At 60.8% G+C, this 14,642-nt stretch carries 13 protein-coding genes; 3 read left to right on the top strand and 10 right to left on the bottom strand.

The annotated features are described in order from the left end of the window. Positions 1 to 98: 98 nt before the first annotated feature. The 3 genes from hglS to ASC74_RS30320 form a co-directional block, all read right to left on the bottom strand. Entirely contained in the window at positions 99 to 1,469 is a 1,371-nt protein-coding gene (gene hglS / locus ASC74_RS30310) for a 2-oxoadipate dioxygenase/decarboxylase HglS (RefSeq protein ID WP_056746638.1), read from the bottom strand. A 252-nt stretch (positions 1,470 to 1,721) separates the two neighbouring features. Next, on the bottom strand, positions 1,722 to 2,663 hold the full coding sequence (locus tag ASC74_RS30315) for an alpha/beta fold hydrolase (protein WP_056746639.1): 942 nt from the start codon (positions 2,661 to 2,663) through the stop codon (positions 1,722 to 1,724). A gap of 22 nt (positions 2,664 to 2,685) precedes the next feature. Then, positions 2,686 to 4,140: a flavin-containing monooxygenase gene (locus ASC74_RS30320; protein ID WP_056746641.1), complete on the bottom strand. Its 1,455-nt coding sequence runs from the start codon at positions 4,138 to 4,140 to the stop codon at positions 2,686 to 2,688. A 193-nt stretch (positions 4,141 to 4,333) separates the two neighbouring features. Here ASC74_RS30320 and ASC74_RS30325 point away from each other — a divergent pair, with 193 nt between their 5' ends. The 3 genes from ASC74_RS30325 to ASC74_RS30335 all read left to right on the top strand — a co-directional run bounded on the left by ASC74_RS30325 (position 4,334) and on the right by ASC74_RS30335 (position 7,142). Beyond that, on the top strand, positions 4,334 to 5,407 hold the full coding sequence (locus ASC74_RS30325) for a diguanylate cyclase (RefSeq protein WP_056746643.1): 1,074 nt from the start codon (positions 4,334 to 4,336) through the stop codon (positions 5,405 to 5,407). A 77-nt stretch (positions 5,408 to 5,484) separates the two neighbouring features. Further along, the gene (locus ASC74_RS30330) at positions 5,485 to 6,726 is read left to right on the top strand and encodes a M20/M25/M40 family metallo-hydrolase (RefSeq protein ID WP_056746644.1); all 1,242 of its coding nucleotides are present in this window, start codon (positions 5,485 to 5,487) and stop codon (positions 6,724 to 6,726) included. Positions 6,727 to 6,851: 125 nt separating this feature from the next. After that, entirely contained in the window at positions 6,852 to 7,142 is a 291-nt protein-coding gene (locus ASC74_RS30335) for a hypothetical protein (protein WP_236713368.1), read from the top strand. A 151-nt stretch (positions 7,143 to 7,293) separates the two neighbouring features. Here the strand turns inward: ASC74_RS30335 and ASC74_RS30340 are convergent, their stop codons facing one another. The 7 genes from ASC74_RS30340 to ASC74_RS30370 all read right to left on the bottom strand — a co-directional run bounded on the left by ASC74_RS30340 (position 7,294) and on the right by ASC74_RS30370 (position 14,641). After that, a complete protein-coding gene (locus ASC74_RS30340) occupies positions 7,294 to 8,163 on the bottom strand; it encodes an isocitrate lyase/PEP mutase family protein (RefSeq protein WP_056746645.1) in 870 nt (289 codons plus the stop codon). Positions 8,164 to 8,293: 130 nt separating this feature from the next. Next, positions 8,294 to 9,328, bottom strand: coding sequence for an arginine N-succinyltransferase (gene astA / locus ASC74_RS30345; RefSeq protein WP_056746648.1), 1,035 nt, complete (start codon positions 9,326 to 9,328; stop codon positions 8,294 to 8,296). Positions 9,329 to 9,389: 61 nt separating this feature from the next. Then, a complete protein-coding gene (locus tag ASC74_RS30350) occupies positions 9,390 to 10,406 on the bottom strand; it encodes an arginine N-succinyltransferase (RefSeq protein ID WP_056746649.1) in 1,017 nt (338 codons plus the stop codon). A 119-nt stretch (positions 10,407 to 10,525) separates the two neighbouring features. Next, positions 10,526 to 11,875 (bottom strand): APC family permease, encoded by a 1,350-nt coding sequence (locus tag ASC74_RS30355; protein WP_056746654.1) that lies wholly within the window; start codon positions 11,873 to 11,875, stop codon positions 10,526 to 10,528. Between the two features lie 57 nt (positions 11,876 to 11,932). After that, complete coding sequence (locus ASC74_RS30360) at positions 11,933 to 12,685, bottom strand: N-formylglutamate amidohydrolase (RefSeq protein WP_056746656.1); 753 nt, start codon at positions 12,683 to 12,685, stop codon at positions 11,933 to 11,935. Beyond that, entirely contained in the window at positions 12,669 to 14,000 is a 1,332-nt protein-coding gene (locus ASC74_RS30365) for a glutamine synthetase family protein (RefSeq protein ID WP_056746658.1), read from the bottom strand. Before ASC74_RS30365 ends, ASC74_RS30360 begins: the two co-directional genes overlap by 17 nt. Then, entirely contained in the window at positions 13,997 to 14,641 is a 645-nt protein-coding gene (locus ASC74_RS30370; RefSeq protein ID WP_056746659.1) for an isochorismatase family cysteine hydrolase, read from the bottom strand. Before ASC74_RS30370 ends, ASC74_RS30365 begins: the two co-directional genes overlap by 4 nt. Position 14,642: the final 1 nt, after the last annotated feature.

Below are 14,642 nucleotides of genomic sequence, written 5' to 3' on the forward strand. Positions count from 1 at the left end.
TCTGAAAGACCGTGGCGGCTGAAACAACGACTGCTTCGCAGCCGAACGCAGGCTGCGCCAGCTGCTACAGGTTCGTGCCACGCCTCGGACCGCGAGGCTCAATGCGTGAAACATTCCTCGATCGAGCGCCGCTGCGTCTCGGCATACAACGCCAATTCATCAATCGTCGTTCGCCCCAGCGCCTTCTCGAACACCTGCCGGTTCGATTGCACGCCATAGTGGGTTTGCGCCGCATCCCCCAGGTTCGACTGAAAAATCCCCGCAGCGCTAACCGGCAGAAAATCTTCGTACACCAACGGTTCAACCCGCAAGTACCCGCCGCTGAGCAGATCTTCCAGCGACCACGATTTCAACTCGTCGGCCCCCAAACCTTTTTCCGTGACGAAGTAGCGAAAGTACGCCAGTTCCTGTTGGCGCATGCCCTCTACGGTGTCAGGGAATTCTGCAAAATGCTGCGCCATCAGCGCGTTGTAACGTGCGGCATTGGCTTCATTGGGGAAGTCTTTCAATTCATCACGGGCAGCGTTGAGCAAACGGTCGTAAAGCGCCCGGCCTTTGGGGGTGAGCGCCGCGCCGCGTTGCTCGATCTCGCCGAAACGGGCGCTGTGGCTGCCGTGAGTCTGGGCTTGATCGGTGAAGGCGACAGGCTCGTCCAGGGCCTTGAAACTGGTCTGGCGTAGCAGGATCGGGCACTGACGGCGGGGCGGGCCTTCGATCACCGCTTTAGGGGCGATGCCGTGGGCAGGCATTTGCGCCTGGACGATGTCGATGTCCAGGGTGCGCGGCGTCAGGTGGTTGATATGCGGGCCGGTGAATGCCACCACGTCGGCGATCAGGCGATGCTGGGCGCTGAGTTTGCGGTACTGCTCGGCGGTCACGGTGGCGGTGTGATGCCAGCGGAACGTTTCCAGCGCCTGCTCGACGAAGTCCTGGGCCTCCTGTTCGGTGAGGCCTCCCTGGGTTTCGGCGCGATCGATGAGAATCAGCGCAGTGGGCGTGAAGATCGAACGCTTATCCAGCACCGACTGGGCGAACGCTCGCAGTTCCAGGTCTTCGATCAGTTCCAGGCGCAGCAGGGAGGTGAATACCCGGAACGGGCTGACCTGCAACGCTGCTTCATGCACTGCGCGAAAAGCGGTGGAGTGCACCGGCACACCGGCCGGGGTCAGGTCGTAATAACCCACCGGCTGCATGCCCATCACCGCAAACAGCCGGGCGAGGGTGGCCAGTTCATCGGCGGTGCCGACACGGATCGCGCCATGCCGCTCCAGGTCCAGGCGCTGGATTTCACCGGTGCTGTTCAACTGTCGGGCGATCTGTGGATCGCTGTCCAGCACGTGACGGTTGGTCTGTTCCACCAGTTCCATCAGCGCGCCGTACAGCGGCACTTCTTCGCGGTACATGTCGGACATCGCTTTGGAAAAGCGTTGGCGGATCAGGTCAGGGCTGACGAAGCTCGGGTGACTCATGAAAGAATTCCTGGTGCGGTGACGTAAGGGATGCGGGAAAAGATCGCAGCCTTGCGCGGCGCCGACAAACGAAGAATCTTACGAACTTCATTCTGCAAAGGACTGCTGTGTAGCAGCTGTCGAGCCCCAGCGAGGCTGCGTTCGGCTGCGCAGCAGTCGCAAGTCCTGCACGCACGTTCCTCCTGACACACCGCGGTGCCTGATTTCACGACTGCTTCGCAGCCGAACGCAGCCTCGCAGGCTCGGCAGCTGCTACACCGGAAGTTCCGAACGCAATGATGCCAAAAATTCCCGATACAGTCGCGCCGTGTTCGTCGGTTGTTCCACCATCGGCATATGGCCGGTGTGGTCCCAGACTTCCACTCGCAGATCGGCGATGCCTTTGCTCCAGATCGCCACGCTGCTGACATCGATCAAGCGATCCTTGTGTCCCCACAGCAACAGCGCCTGGCACTTGATGTCGGGTAGTTTCGGCTCCATCGGCGGGCTGGCGCGCAAGTCCCTGAAGATTTCTTCCAGCTCCTCGCATTGCTGTTCATAACGTTGCGCGATGGCGTCCAGCACCACCTTGGGTACCCACGGCGGTTCGGCCATGGTCATGGCGTAGAAGCGCTGGAACTCTTCCCGTGAATGAATCAGGAACGGATTATGGCCCTTGGCCAAATGCCGCTCCAGGTCGCTGGCTTCGGGGGCGGTGACCCCCGCGGGATCGATCAGGGCCACCGAAACAATGCGATCCGGGTACGTGGCCGCGAGCCACGCTGCCATGTAACCGCCCATCGAGTTGCCGATCACGTGGACTTTCTCGACGCCGCAGACATCGAGCAACTGGATCATCCGCTTGGCCTGCAAGGGAATGTCGTAGCCGCCGCCCGCCTTGAAGCCGGTTTCGCCATGGCCGGCGATGTCGGGGATGATCACCCGATAGTTGCCGACAAAGTGCCGGGCAAAGCGCAGCCAGATGTTCTTGTCGGCGCTGTAGCCGTGGAGCATCAGCACGCTGCTGGACGCTTCGTACGGCCCGCCTTGCCAGGTCGAAACAGTCATTTCGGCGATCGGCACGACAATTTTGTGCAGTCCATACAGCTTGGCCTCTATCGACATGTTCAAGTCATAGAGCCAATGACCGATGGCCGGGTAACTCAACCAGCTCCAGGCCACGAAAACTGCGATTGCGACAACCAACAAAAGCATCAGGCATCTTCCTTTTACGTAATCAGGACAGAATGTGATCGGCGGGTTTCAGCGCCCTGGTCAACCGGTGATAGCTGAAACTGAACCCCGGAAACATCGCAATCACATGACCGCTCTTGCTTTGATACCAACTGTGGCAACCCCCGGACTTCCATACCGTGCGTTCCATCTCCCGGTGGATCATTTCAGTGTAGGTACGTTCTGCTTCGGGGCGTACTTCGATGCTGCGCAAACCGTGTTCTTTTAATGTGCGGATGCAATCGAGAATGTAGTTCATCTGAGACTCGATGATGAACAGCGCCGAGGTGTGGCCGATGCCCGTGTTGGGGCCGGTGACGATAAACAGGTTGGGGAAGTCCGGCAGGCTGGTGCCGAGATAGGCCCGCGGGTACAGGGCCCAGAAATCTTTGAGTTGTGTTCCGTTCTTGCCGGTGACCGGGTAGGAAATCACCCCGTCGGTGGCGTCGTAACCGGTGGACCAGACGATCAGGTCCAGGTCGATGTGTTGGCCGTCCTGGGTGACGATGCCGGTTTCATCGATGGCGGCGATGCCTTGCTCGCGGCTGTGCAGGCTCACGTTACTGCGACCCAGCGCCGGGTACAGGGTGCTTGAGATGATTATCCGTTTGCAGCCGATGACGTAGTCGGGTGTCAGTTTTTGCCGTAATTGGGGGTCGGGCACTTGCCGTTTGAGGAAGCGCAGGGCGTGTTGCTGGACCAAGCGGATCGCTGGTTTCGAATACTTGAAGGCAATCACTCGGGTTTCGAACAGCCAGTAGATCATCCAGCGCAACAGTTTGTAGGCCGGTTTGAGCCCCAGTAACCAACGCTGGAATGGCCCAAAGGCGCGGTCGGCCCGAGGCAATACCCAGTGAGGCGTGCGCTGGAACACATGCAAATGCTCGACGTCCGGGGCAATCGTCGGAATCACCTGGGCCGCGCTGGCGCCGCTGCCAACGATGGCCACGCGTTTTTGCCGGTAATCGTAGGTGTGATCCCAGTTGTTGGTGTGAAAGGTCTTGCCCTGAAACCGCTCCTGGCCCTCGAAGTGGGGAACCACGGGTTGGCTCAGCGGCCCGGTGGCGTTGATCAGGAACTGCGCATGGAATGTGCCTTTGCTGGCGGTGTGCACCGCCCAGTATTTGCCGTCGTCGTCCCACTCGATGCGCTCGACATTGGCCTGCAGTTCCACCTTGTCTCGCAGGCCGAAGTGCTCCACCACGTACTGGGTGTAGTGGTGCAGTTCGGCCTGTTCGGCGAACATTTGCGTCCAGCGATAGGGCGCGAAGGACAGCGAGTAGAGCGGCGAGGGCACGTCGACCGCCGCACCGGGGTAGGTGTTTTGGCACCAGGTGCCGCCGAAAAAGTCCCGCCGTTCCAGCAGGCGGAAATCGTCGATGCCGGCCTTGAGCAAATTGATCGCCGCGCACTGGCCGCCAAAACCGCTGCCGATGATCAACACTTGAAAGGTCTGCATGGGCCTCCTTTTTTATCGTTATCGAGCGAACCCTCCTTTCATGTATAGCCAAACATTGGTCGCTCGCCTTATGGCTATGCCTTGGTATTCAGACCGCCAGCCGGTGATGGCTATTTGCCGTTGCCCTGATAGACTCTCACCACACTTGAAACCCTTGTGTTTTCAGGTTCCGTTCTGTGGCGCAGAGGCCTCTATGGAAAAAACGGGAGGAAAAGGACTTTCACTGGCCAGGAGGCTCTATACATCGCGAACCCTGGGTTTGGCTTTGGGGCTGTTGCTCGTGAGCGCGGCGATGTATCCACTCAACCCTGCACCGTGGGTCTGGGTGATGATGATGCTCAACGGCGTAGTCTGGCCGCACCTGGCTTATCAATGGGCGCGCCGCGCGCCAGTGCCTTATCACGCCGAACACCGGAACCTGCTGGTGGATGCCTTTCTCGGCGGCTTTTGGGTCGCCGCCATGCACTTCAATCCGCTGCCCGGCGCGACGACCCTGGCCATGATGGCGATGAACAATGTGGCCATTGGCGGCTTACGTTTCCTGTTGGCGGGAACCGTGGCGCAGATTCTCGGAATGGGCGTCGGACTGCTGATTTTCTCCCCCGCCTTCATCCCGCAAACCAGCCAACTGCAGATGTATGCCTGTTTGCCCTTGATGTGTTTGTATCCGCTGGCATTGGGCTGGATCTGCTTCCGCCAGGCCTACACCCTCGGCCGACAAAAGCGTGAATTGCTGGCCCTGAGCCGCACCGACAGCCTCACAGGCCTGCTGAACCACGGCGCCTGGAAGGATCAACTGGAAATCGAATTCCAGCGTTGCAAACGTCAGCAGCAGGGCGGGGCGATTGCGCTGATCGACATCGACCATTTCAAATCCATCAACGACACCTACGGCCACGTTGCCGGGGACATCGTCCTGCGTCAGTTGAGCAAAATGCTCAAGCAGAACCTGCGTGCGGCGGATGTTGCCGGGCGCTACGGTGGCGACGAGTTCTGCGTGATCCTCCCGGACCTTCCGCTCACGAGTGCTGCGGCCGCCATGGATGCCCTGCGTGATCGCTTCGCCACCTTGGGTTATGAGCAGAGCCCGGCGCTGACAGTCAGCCTGAGCATCGGCCTGGCCGCCTTCAACCCGGCACACACCGACGCGACCCTGTGGCTCAACGACGCCGACCAAGCGCTTTACGAAGCCAAAGCCACCGGCCGCAACCGCGTCATCTGTTGCGGCGATGGCAAATCGCATCACGGAATACTTGATTCGGTGTAAAACGTGATCGGTCTAGAGCCTTGCGCCGTAGTCAGGTAGGGTGTTTTTCACCCCCGACACGAAACAAGGATCGATTCATGACGTTCAATCTCCCTCGCTCCCTGCTGGCCACCAGCCTTGGCCTGACCCTCGCCCTCGGCGTTTTCGCTCCCGCCGTTTCCGCCGAACCGCACAAACAAGTCCTCGCCGATTCCGAACAGTACAAGGGCGAAGCCCTGAAGTTACTGGAGCGTTTGGTGAACATCGACTCCGGTTCCGGCTATGAACCGGGCCTGACGAAAGTCAGCGACATCGCCATCGACGAACTGAAAAAACTCGGCGCGACCATCGAGCTTGTGCCCAATACCCCGGACAAAAGCAGCCATGTGATCGCGACCCTGAAAGGCACCGGCAAGGCAAAAATCCTGCTGATGGCGCACATGGACACCGTCTTCAAGGAAGGTTCGGCCGCCGAGCGTCCGTTCCACATCAAGGACGGCCGCGCCTACGGGCCGGGCGTGATGGATGACAAGGGCGGCATCGTTGCCGGGATCTACGCGCTGAAAGTCCTGAAAAACCTCGACTTCAAGGACTACGCGCAAATCACCTTCCTGCTCGACGCCAGCGAAGAAACCGGCTCGGACATCGCCACCGACCTGATCAAGAAAACCGCCAAGGCCCACGACGTCACCCTCAACCTCGAACCCGGCCGCCCGGCGGATGGCCTGGTGGTGTGGCGCAAAGGCAGTGCCACCGCCGTGGTCGAGGTCAAGGGCAAGGCGGCCCATGCCGGTGTCGCGCCAGAGCTGGGACGCAACGCCGCCATGGAAGCGGCGCACCAGATTTTGCAGCTCGGCAAACTGGGCGACGCCGAGAAGAAAACCACCATCAACTTTACCGTGCTCAAGGCCGGCGACCGCACCAACGTGATTCCGGATCAAGCCACCGCCAAGGCAGACGTGCGGGCGGCGGTGCCGGAAGAGTTTGACCGGATCGAGAAGGACCTCGCGCGGGTTTCGAAAGACAAGCTAATTCCTGACACCGAGGTCACCACCACACTTCAGCGCGGATTGCCGCCGATGCCGCAAACGCCGGAATCCGATCGGTTGATGGCCATGGCTCAAGGGATTTACGGGGAGATTGGCCGTAAGTTGACGGAAGAGGGAAGCGGTGGGGCGGCGGATGCCAGCCTGTCAGCGGGTGTGGGCACGCCGACGCTGGATGGGTTCGGGATTGTCGGCGGCAATATTCATACGCCGGAGGAATACGCGGAGGTTGAGAGCGTGGCACCGCGGATTTATTTGTTGTCGCGGATGATTATGGAGTTGGCCAAGCACTAATCTCACCGCTGATCGTTCCCTCGCTCCTGCGTGGGAATGCCTCAACGGACGCTCTGCGTTCGGCTTCGGCAGGGACGCGGAGCGTCCCGGGCTGCATTCCCACGCAGAGCGTGGGAACGATCAACTTGTGGCGCACAACTTTCCAAGACGTGTCCTACGACGCCGAAACCCCGGTGCTCTTCATCAACACCCACAAAGAACTCAGCGACATCGCCGCTTGCGCTGCGCATCGCTTCACCGTCGTTCGCGATCTGGCTGACACCTTGTCCAGCCTGAACCTCAAAGACATTTCCGATTGCGACCTGATGCGCGTTACCCGGGCGGTTCATCTGTTGATGCGCGAAGGCTGCGCGATGCTGAATGTGGTTCAGGCGCGGGCGTTGCAGCGGGAGGAGGGGTTCAAAACTGCAGTTTAGTGGTGTGGCATCTGGCCCCTTCGCGAGCAAGCCCGCTCCCACACTCGATCACTGGTGTGCACAAATAATGTGTTCACCGAGAGTCTAATGTGGGAGCGGGCTTGCTCGCGAAGGGGCCATTGCAGTCACTACTTCGACATCTGCTAAACCGCTACTCCTTGACGCTCATAAACTCTTCCGCCCAACGGATGTATTCCTCAGGCTGCGTATAGGTGTGGGTCAATTCGGTAGCGCTTAGGTCCGACGCCTGGGTAAAGATCTGCCGTTGTTCCCGCAGGCTGTCATACGTAGCCTTGATCGCGGCAAAGTAGGCGCCGTGACCATCGATGGTGACCCGCACGCCCAGTTCGGCCAGGCGTTTATCGTCGCGCAGCAACGGGTTGCCGTAGGTGACCAGCATCAGCGGTACGCTCAGGTGCTCGGCGATTTGTTCGAGGTGGTCGAAGTCCCGCACGCCCACCATGCAAATCCCGTCCGCACCGGCCTGCTGGTAATGACAGGTACGGCTGATGACTTCCTGCACCGGCAGAATCCCGGCGTTGGTGCGGGCGATGATCGCCATCTCAGAGTCGACCCGGGCTTCCAGCGCCGCACGAATCTTGCCGACGCCTTCCGCCACCCCGATCAGGTCGGTGGACTTGCGGCCGAACTGGGCGGGCAGCAGCGTATCTTCGATGGTCAGGGCGGCCACGCCGGCGCGTTCGAGTTCGACGATGGTGCGCATGACGTTGAGCGCGTTGCCGTAGCCGTGGTCGGCGTCGGCGATGACCGGCAGTTGGGCAACACGGCCAATGCGAGTGGCCTGCTCGGCAAACTCGCTGAGGGTGATCAGGGCGAAGTCAGGCGCACCCAGTACCTGCAACGATGCGACTGAACCGCCCAGGATCCCCACTTCAAAACCCAGGTCAGCGGCAATGCGGGCCGACATCGGGTCGAAGACCGACGCCGTGTGGTAGCAGGTTTTGGAAGCGAACAGCTCGCGAAAGTTACGGCGTAAATCTTGATGAGAAAGCCTGGACATATGAGTTCCACCACTGCAATGGGAATGGAAGGGCTTGAGCAAAAGTGTCAACGCCGAAGGAACAAAAGGCTATCACGCGAGCGGGGGAAGGATGATGACGAATTTGCAGAGGCGGATGGACCGCCGTCGGTCACGCCGCAACAGCCTGCTGTTGTTGATTGAGTAGCGGCACGGCGCGTACCGAGTCGCCGGGTTGCAGTTGCAGGCGTTTGGCGGTGAGGCGGTCGACGATCAGGTTGTTGCCCACTTGCCTGGCCTGGGCGGCGGTGATACGGCAGTTTTCCAGGCGACGGTTGTGGATCAGCCACACCGGGGCCTGCTCGTCGGGCGTGCCGATGGCCAGCAGCAGCGGTTGGCTGTCACGCACGGTGCGGATATTCGAGACCGGGGCTTCGATCACCGGGCCGGCGTCGAAGATGTCGATGTAACCCTTATGGGCAAAGCCTTCGGCGGTAAGGATTTTCAGCGCCGGTTCCGTGTTCGGGTGCGCCTTGCCGATCACGGCCTGGGCCTGTTCGGTGAGCAGGCAGGTGTAGAGCGGTTGGCGTGGCATCAGTTCAGCGATGAACGACTTGCTGCCCAGGCCCGACAAGTGATCGGCGTGGCTGAAATCCATCTTGAAGAAGTGCCGGCCCAGGCTGTCCCAGAACGGTGAACAGCCTTGTTCGTCGGCGCTGCCACGCAGTTCGGCGATGAGTTTGTCGCCGAACAAGTGCGGAAACTCGGCAACAAACAACAAACGCCCCAATGACAGCAATCGACCGTTACTGCCGTGGCGTTGATCGGGTCGCAGAAACAGCGAGCAAATCTCCGATTGGCCGGTCATTTCATTGTTCAGGAACAACGTCGGAATCTGCCGCCGGATACCCAGGTCCGGTGACGAACTGACTGTGAGACCGACCCGGTAGTTGTACCAGGGCTCGCGCAGGCCCACGGCGCCCACCAGGGCACTGACGCCCACCAGTTGCTGATCGTCGTCTTCGAGTACGAAGAGGTAATCGGCATCAGCGCGTTCGACCTGTTCGGCGAAGGTTCGTTGGGCCCAGCGCACCCGGTGGGTCAGGCGTTCCTCGTTGGCCGGCAGGGTGGTGAAGCCAGGGCCAGCCTGGTGCACCAGGTTCTGCAAGGCGGGCAGGTCGGTGACGCGAACCGGGCGGACAATCATGATGCAACTCCTTCTGCACGCCTGCTCGGGCGCTGTCGTTGGGCGCGGGGCCGGGTGATGCTCACAGGGCGATCAGCCGGATCGGGCTGCCTTCGGTCACGTTCAGGGCGGCGCACATCTCGGCGCTCAACACCACAGGTTGCCCGGCCTGGTAATCCAGATCGGCGACGATGGCGCGATAGTCCTTCAGCGAATCATTGCTCACCAGATAGCTGCCACGGGCATCGATCGGCGAGCCCGGTTGCGCCGTGCCGGTCTGGCTCCGGGCGATGGAGCGGATGCTGGGAGTGCGCGCATACAACGTCGGACCGCCGTCGAACAGGTCGATGTAGCTGTTGGTTTCGAAGCCTTCGCGCTCGAGGATATCGAAGGCCTCCTGGCCATCGGGGTGAATGCGGCCGATGCAGTCCTGCGCCGCCTTGGGCAGCATCGGCACGTAGATCGGGTATTGCGGCATCAGTTCGGCGAGGAAGGTTCGGCTTTCCAGGCCGCAAAGTCGCTCGGCCTCGGCGTAGGGCAGGTCGAAGAAATGCTTGCCCACCGCATCCCAGAACGGCGAGTGCCCTTCATCGCTGCTGAAGCCGACGATCTCGGTGATGACGGCTTCGGAAAAGCGCTGCGAGTGGGCGGCGATGAACAATAGCCGCGCCCGGGACAGCAGTTCAGAGAAGCGTGTTCGCACCAGCGCTGCGTCAATATGAAAACCCCGCAGCAAGGTATGGCCGCTGAGGTCGTGGCACAACGACAATGCGGGCACGCCGTGCTCGATGTTCAGCTCCCGCGAGGCGCTGGTGAAGTGCCGGTTGCGCAGGCTGTAGAACGGCTCGCTGAAACCGGCGGTGGCAAGAATCTCCGAGCAGCCCACCAAACGCTCTCGGGTCAGATCTTCCAGCACGAAGAAGTAGTTCTCCGGACCATGACCCTCAACGTCTTTTTCGAATGAGGCGCAGGAGTCGAGAATCTTCTCGCGCAGGCATTCGGTGTCGTCCGGCAAGGACGTGACGCCTATCAGGCTTTCGCGCGCCAGTTGCTGTAACTGGGGCAGGTCGGTTAACTCGACTGGGCGTAAGACCAGCATGGATGCACTCCTGTATCAAAGGGTTCGGCGGTTGGCACCGAACCTGACTATCACTGTCGGTTTCCACGCGTTCAATCGGCGGTCGCCTGAGTTTTTGTCAGACGCCGCTCTTTTTCTTGTCAGCCGTTGCTTGGGTCGGGCAGTACCGCACGGGTGCCCAGTTTGTTGAGTACAAACAGGTAGACCAGGCCCAGGGCAATCCAGATCAGGCCGAGTTTCTGTGCATCGACGCCCATGTTGTACATGATCGCCGCGACGATGATGAAGCCGATCACCGGGCAGATCAGGTGACGGATCACCTGGCCGGATTTCTGCCGCCGCCAGTAGTAGTTGATGACCGTCAGGTGCAGCAACATGAAACCGCTCAGTGCGCCGAAGTTCACCAGCGAGGTGAGGGTGTCCACCGAGTTGATGAACAGGTAGCAGATCACCAGCGACAGCACGGCCACCAGGTAGATGCTCACATACGGCGTGTTGTGTTTGGGATGAACTTTGGCCAGTACCTTTGGCAGCTTGCCGTCCCGGGCCATGCCGAACAGCAGGCGAGACACCGCTGCTTGAGAGGTGATTGCCACCGCCACACCCCAGGCCAGGGCAGTAGCCACGGCGGTCAGGGTGGCCAGCCAGCTGCCGGCCGCGAGTTCAGCGATTTCATAAAACGCCGTGTCAGCCGATTTGAAACCCATGCCGGCCGCCAGATCTGTCGCAATCCAGGTCTGCACGACGAAGATCACGCCCATGACCACCAGCGTGATCAGCGCGGCCTTGCCGACGCTGCGGCCCGGGTCACCCTTGATCTCTTCGGCGAGGGTGGAAATCGCATCGAAACCGAGGAACGACAGCACCGCAATCGACACCGCTTGCATCAGCAGGGCGAAGTTGAACGTCTCGGGGTTGTACAACGGCGCCAGGGTCAGCTGACCGTTACCGCCGCCACTGTGCAGCGCGGTCCAGGCGTAGAACAGGAAGATCCCCAGCACCACCAGTTGCGCCAGCAGGAAGATGATGTTCATTCGCGCGGTGAAGGTGATGCCCCGCAAATTGACGAAGGTCGCGCTGACCAGGAAGGCCAGGATGAAACCGACCTTCGGAATGTCCGGGTACAAATGATTCAGGGCCATGGCCGCGTACACATACAGCAGCGGCGGAATCAGCAGGTAATCGAGGAGCATCAGCCAACCGGCGATAAACCCTACGTGCTGGTTCAGGCCCCGTTGCGCGTAGGAATAAACCGAACCGGCAATCGGAAAGGCCCGAGCCATGCTGCCGTAACTCAGGGCTGTGAAGAGCATCGCCACCATGCCGATGATGTAGGCCAGCGGTACCAGCCCCGGGGCCTCGGCGTTGACGTAGCCATACACGCCAAACGGTGCGATGGGGATCATGAAGATCATCCCGTACACCACCAGGTCGGTCAGCGACAGGCTGCGTTTCAACTCTTGCTTGTAGCCGAATTCTTCTATTTCCATGAAGCCCTTTTCCTTGGGATGAAAGCAGCTGCAAGCTGCGAGTTTGAAGCGATTGCTTTACAACAGCGGCGCCAGGTATTCGGTAAAGCGACTAATGTCTTCAGGCGTGCGCAGCAGGTCGTTGCGCACCTCGATCAACACTGATTCCAGGCCGCGTGCATCGCCGTGGACCGGCACGGTCATGTCGCCCAGCGGGTTGATTTTGTACGGCTCATTACCGGCAACTTTCAACGGATGCTGGCTCAAGCCATCGATCAATCGCTGGGCATACTCCTTGGCCTCTCTATACAACACGCCAACTTCAAGCACGCGGGGCTGGCCGTGATAGACCGGCGTGAAACTGTGAATCCCCACCACCCGCACCGGTCGTCCTTGAGCGATACGTTCGTCGATCAAGTCTGTCAGACGCGAGTGAAATGGCTCGAACAGGGATTGCCGACGGTACTCGCGGGTGGCTTCGTCCAGGTCCCGGTTGCCCGGTACCTGATAAATCTCGCTCTGCGCCGGAATGCTGTCCGGCGCTTGGCGCGGTCGGTTGAGGTCGACCAACAGCCGCGAATAATTGGCCGCCAACAGGGTTGCGCCCAATGCTCGGGACAAGCCCTCGGCCAGCGCCAGGGCGCCAATGTCCCAAGCGATGTGCTCGCGGGCCGCCTCGTGACTCAGGCCCAGGTCATTTAACCCGGCCGGAATAAAACGGCTGGCGTGTTCGCACACCAGAATCAGCGGGTGATCGGAGTCTTCCCGACTCAGGGTGTACGCGGGCCCGGTGTAAAGACCGAGCTCAGCAGATTCAGTACAGGCGCGCATAGTGTTCACAGCGTTCGGCGGACGACAGCTGTTCCGTCAGCGTCAGTTCCTCGGTTTTAAGGGCGAAGTAGGTGTCCAGCAACGCGCTCGGCAGGGCTTCAATCAATGCCTCGCTGTTGCGCAGGCAGTCCAGGGCCTGGGCAAGGGACGCGGGCAGGGCGACGATGCCGCGCGCCTCGCGTTGCTCTTCGTTCAGGGCGTCGGGGACTTCATCGGTGATTGCGTTCAAGGCCAGGCGTTGCTCGATGCCCAGCCGACCGGCAATCAGCACCGCGGCCATGGCCAGGTGCGGTGAGGACGTGGCGTCCATGGCGCGAAATTCCAGGTTGTATTGCGACGCCACCGATTTGCCGCCCAGGCTTATTGTCGGACAGATTCGCAGCGCCGCTTCGCGGTTGCGTTGCCCGAGGCACGCGTAGGACGCGCTCCAGTGATGGGGCTGCAAACGTTCGTAGGACACTGGTGTCGGCGCGGTAAACGCACAGAGCGCCGGCAGGTGATGCAAGATGCCGGCGGCCCAGTGCTGGCCGAGAGTCGACAAGCCATTGGTGGTGCCGGCGTCGTACATCACCGGTTGGCCGACCAGGTCCAGCAGGCTGACGTGCAGGTGCACGCCATTGCACACCGCATGCTCCGAGGTCTTGGGCGCGAAGCTCAACGCCAGGCCCATTTGCCGGGCGATCTCGCGGGTGATTTCACGCACGTTCACCGCGCGGTCGGCAGCGGCCACCCCCAGGGTCGGGCGACAGGTGATTTCGTATTGATGCTTGCCGTACTCGGGCAGGAACATTTCCGGCTCGACGCCACCGGCACGCAGGGCGCTGAGCAGCCAACCGCCAAACTCGGCGCCCTGACGCTGGGCTTGCAGAGAAAACGCCAAGTGTTCAGCGTCGCCGGTGTTCAAGTTGAATTCATGCTCGAACGCCGCATTGACCTGCAAGCCCAACTCGGCGCGATAACGCTCTACCTCGTTGCGCAACACCGTACGCGGGCAGGCACCCCACGGGCGGCCATCGGTTTCGCGAATGTCGCTGTGAATAAAGTCCAGCGCCGGCGCGTTGGCATCCGGGCCGTTACTGACCGTCACTCGGGTGAGCAGATCAGGCATCAGCCGCAAATCGCCATAAGCACCCCACGGGTTGGCGTAGGCGATGATGTCTTGCGGGGTCAGCGCGCTGTTGGCCGGCACCCAGCCACACCCCGTCTTTTGATAGTGCTCGAGTTCGTCCGTGGGAAAGGAGCGTCCGCGTGTCACACCGATCAGGTCAGTGGTGACGAGGGTGGTCAGGGGCAGTGGCAACAGGCGCTCGCTCATGGCTGCATCTCCTGCAACCGGCCGAGCACAGTCTGGGTGTCGGTGATCCAGCAGTAACCCTTGATTGCATTCAGGCAGGCCTGATGCCGCGCGGGTGTGTAAGTCGCGCAGGCATCTTCCACCAGCGTTACCAGATAACCGCGGTCGGCGGCGTCACGCACGGCCATGTCCACGCACTGGTCGGTGACGATGCCAGCGATGATCAAGTGCCGCGTCCCGAGGTTGCGCAGCACGTAGTCGATGTTGGTGGAGTTGAAGACCCCGGACGAGGTCTTGGGCAGCACGATTTCGTTTTCTGTCGGGGTCAGGTCGTCGATGATCCGTGCTTGCTGGCTGCCTTTGGGCAAGTGCATGTCCGAGAGTTTGTGGTCCAGCGAGCGGTCGCGGCCATCGGCGGTGAGGCTTTCGATAATCGTGTGCAGCACGTTTTGCCGGGCGCTGCGAAAGGCGCTGAGCAACCGGCGTTGATTGGGCACCACCTGCATGTGGGTGCGGGTCAGGAAGTACTCGGCGTCCGGCCCGTTGAGGTGTGGGTCGAACTGCGGCTCAAGCCAGGCGCGTTGCATGTCCACCAGCAACAGGGCGGTGTGATCGGTGACAAATGGCAAATCCCGAGGCGAGTGGTGGGGGAGCGTGAACATC

The organism is Pseudomonas sp. Root329 (assembly GCF_001424925.1).
Lineage (GTDB): Bacteria > Pseudomonadota > Gammaproteobacteria > Pseudomonadales > Pseudomonadaceae > Aquipseudomonas > Aquipseudomonas arabinosi.

Excerpts from the sequence above, each read along its gene's own strand:
- ASC74_RS30330 (WP_056746644.1), top strand. The coding sequence starts at position 5,485 with ATGACGTTCAATCTCCCTCGCTCCCTGCTGGCCACCAGCCTTGGCCTG.
- astA (WP_056746648.1), bottom strand. The coding sequence starts at position 9,328 with ATGATTGTCCGCCCGGTTCGCGTCACCGACCTGCCCGCCTTGCAGAAC.
- ASC74_RS30350 (WP_056746649.1), bottom strand. The coding sequence starts at position 10,406 with ATGCTGGTCTTACGCCCAGTCGAGTTAACCGACCTGCCCCAGTTACAG.
- ASC74_RS30320 (WP_056746641.1), bottom strand. The coding sequence starts at position 4,140 with ATGCAGACCTTTCAAGTGTTGATCATCGGCAGCGGTTTTGGCGGCCAG.
- ASC74_RS30325 (WP_056746643.1), top strand. The coding sequence starts at position 4,334 with ATGGAAAAAACGGGAGGAAAAGGACTTTCACTGGCCAGGAGGCTCTAT.
- ASC74_RS30360 (WP_056746656.1), bottom strand. The coding sequence starts at position 12,685 with ATGCGCGCCTGTACTGAATCTGCTGAGCTCGGTCTTTACACCGGGCCC.
- hglS (WP_056746638.1), bottom strand. The coding sequence starts at position 1,469 with ATGAGTCACCCGAGCTTCGTCAGCCCTGACCTGATCCGCCAACGCTTT.
- ASC74_RS30365 (WP_056746658.1), bottom strand. The coding sequence starts at position 14,000 with ATGAGCGAGCGCCTGTTGCCACTGCCCCTGACCACCCTCGTCACCACT.
- ASC74_RS30315 (WP_056746639.1), bottom strand. The coding sequence starts at position 2,663 with ATGCTTTTGTTGGTTGTCGCAATCGCAGTTTTCGTGGCCTGGAGCTGG.
- ASC74_RS30355 (WP_056746654.1), bottom strand. The coding sequence starts at position 11,875 with ATGGAAATAGAAGAATTCGGCTACAAGCAAGAGTTGAAACGCAGCCTG.
- ASC74_RS30370 (WP_056746659.1), bottom strand. The coding sequence starts at position 14,641 with ATGTTCACGCTCCCCCACCACTCGCCTCGGGATTTGCCATTTGTCACC.
- ASC74_RS30340 (WP_056746645.1), bottom strand. The coding sequence starts at position 8,163 with ATGTCCAGGCTTTCTCATCAAGATTTACGCCGTAACTTTCGCGAGCTG.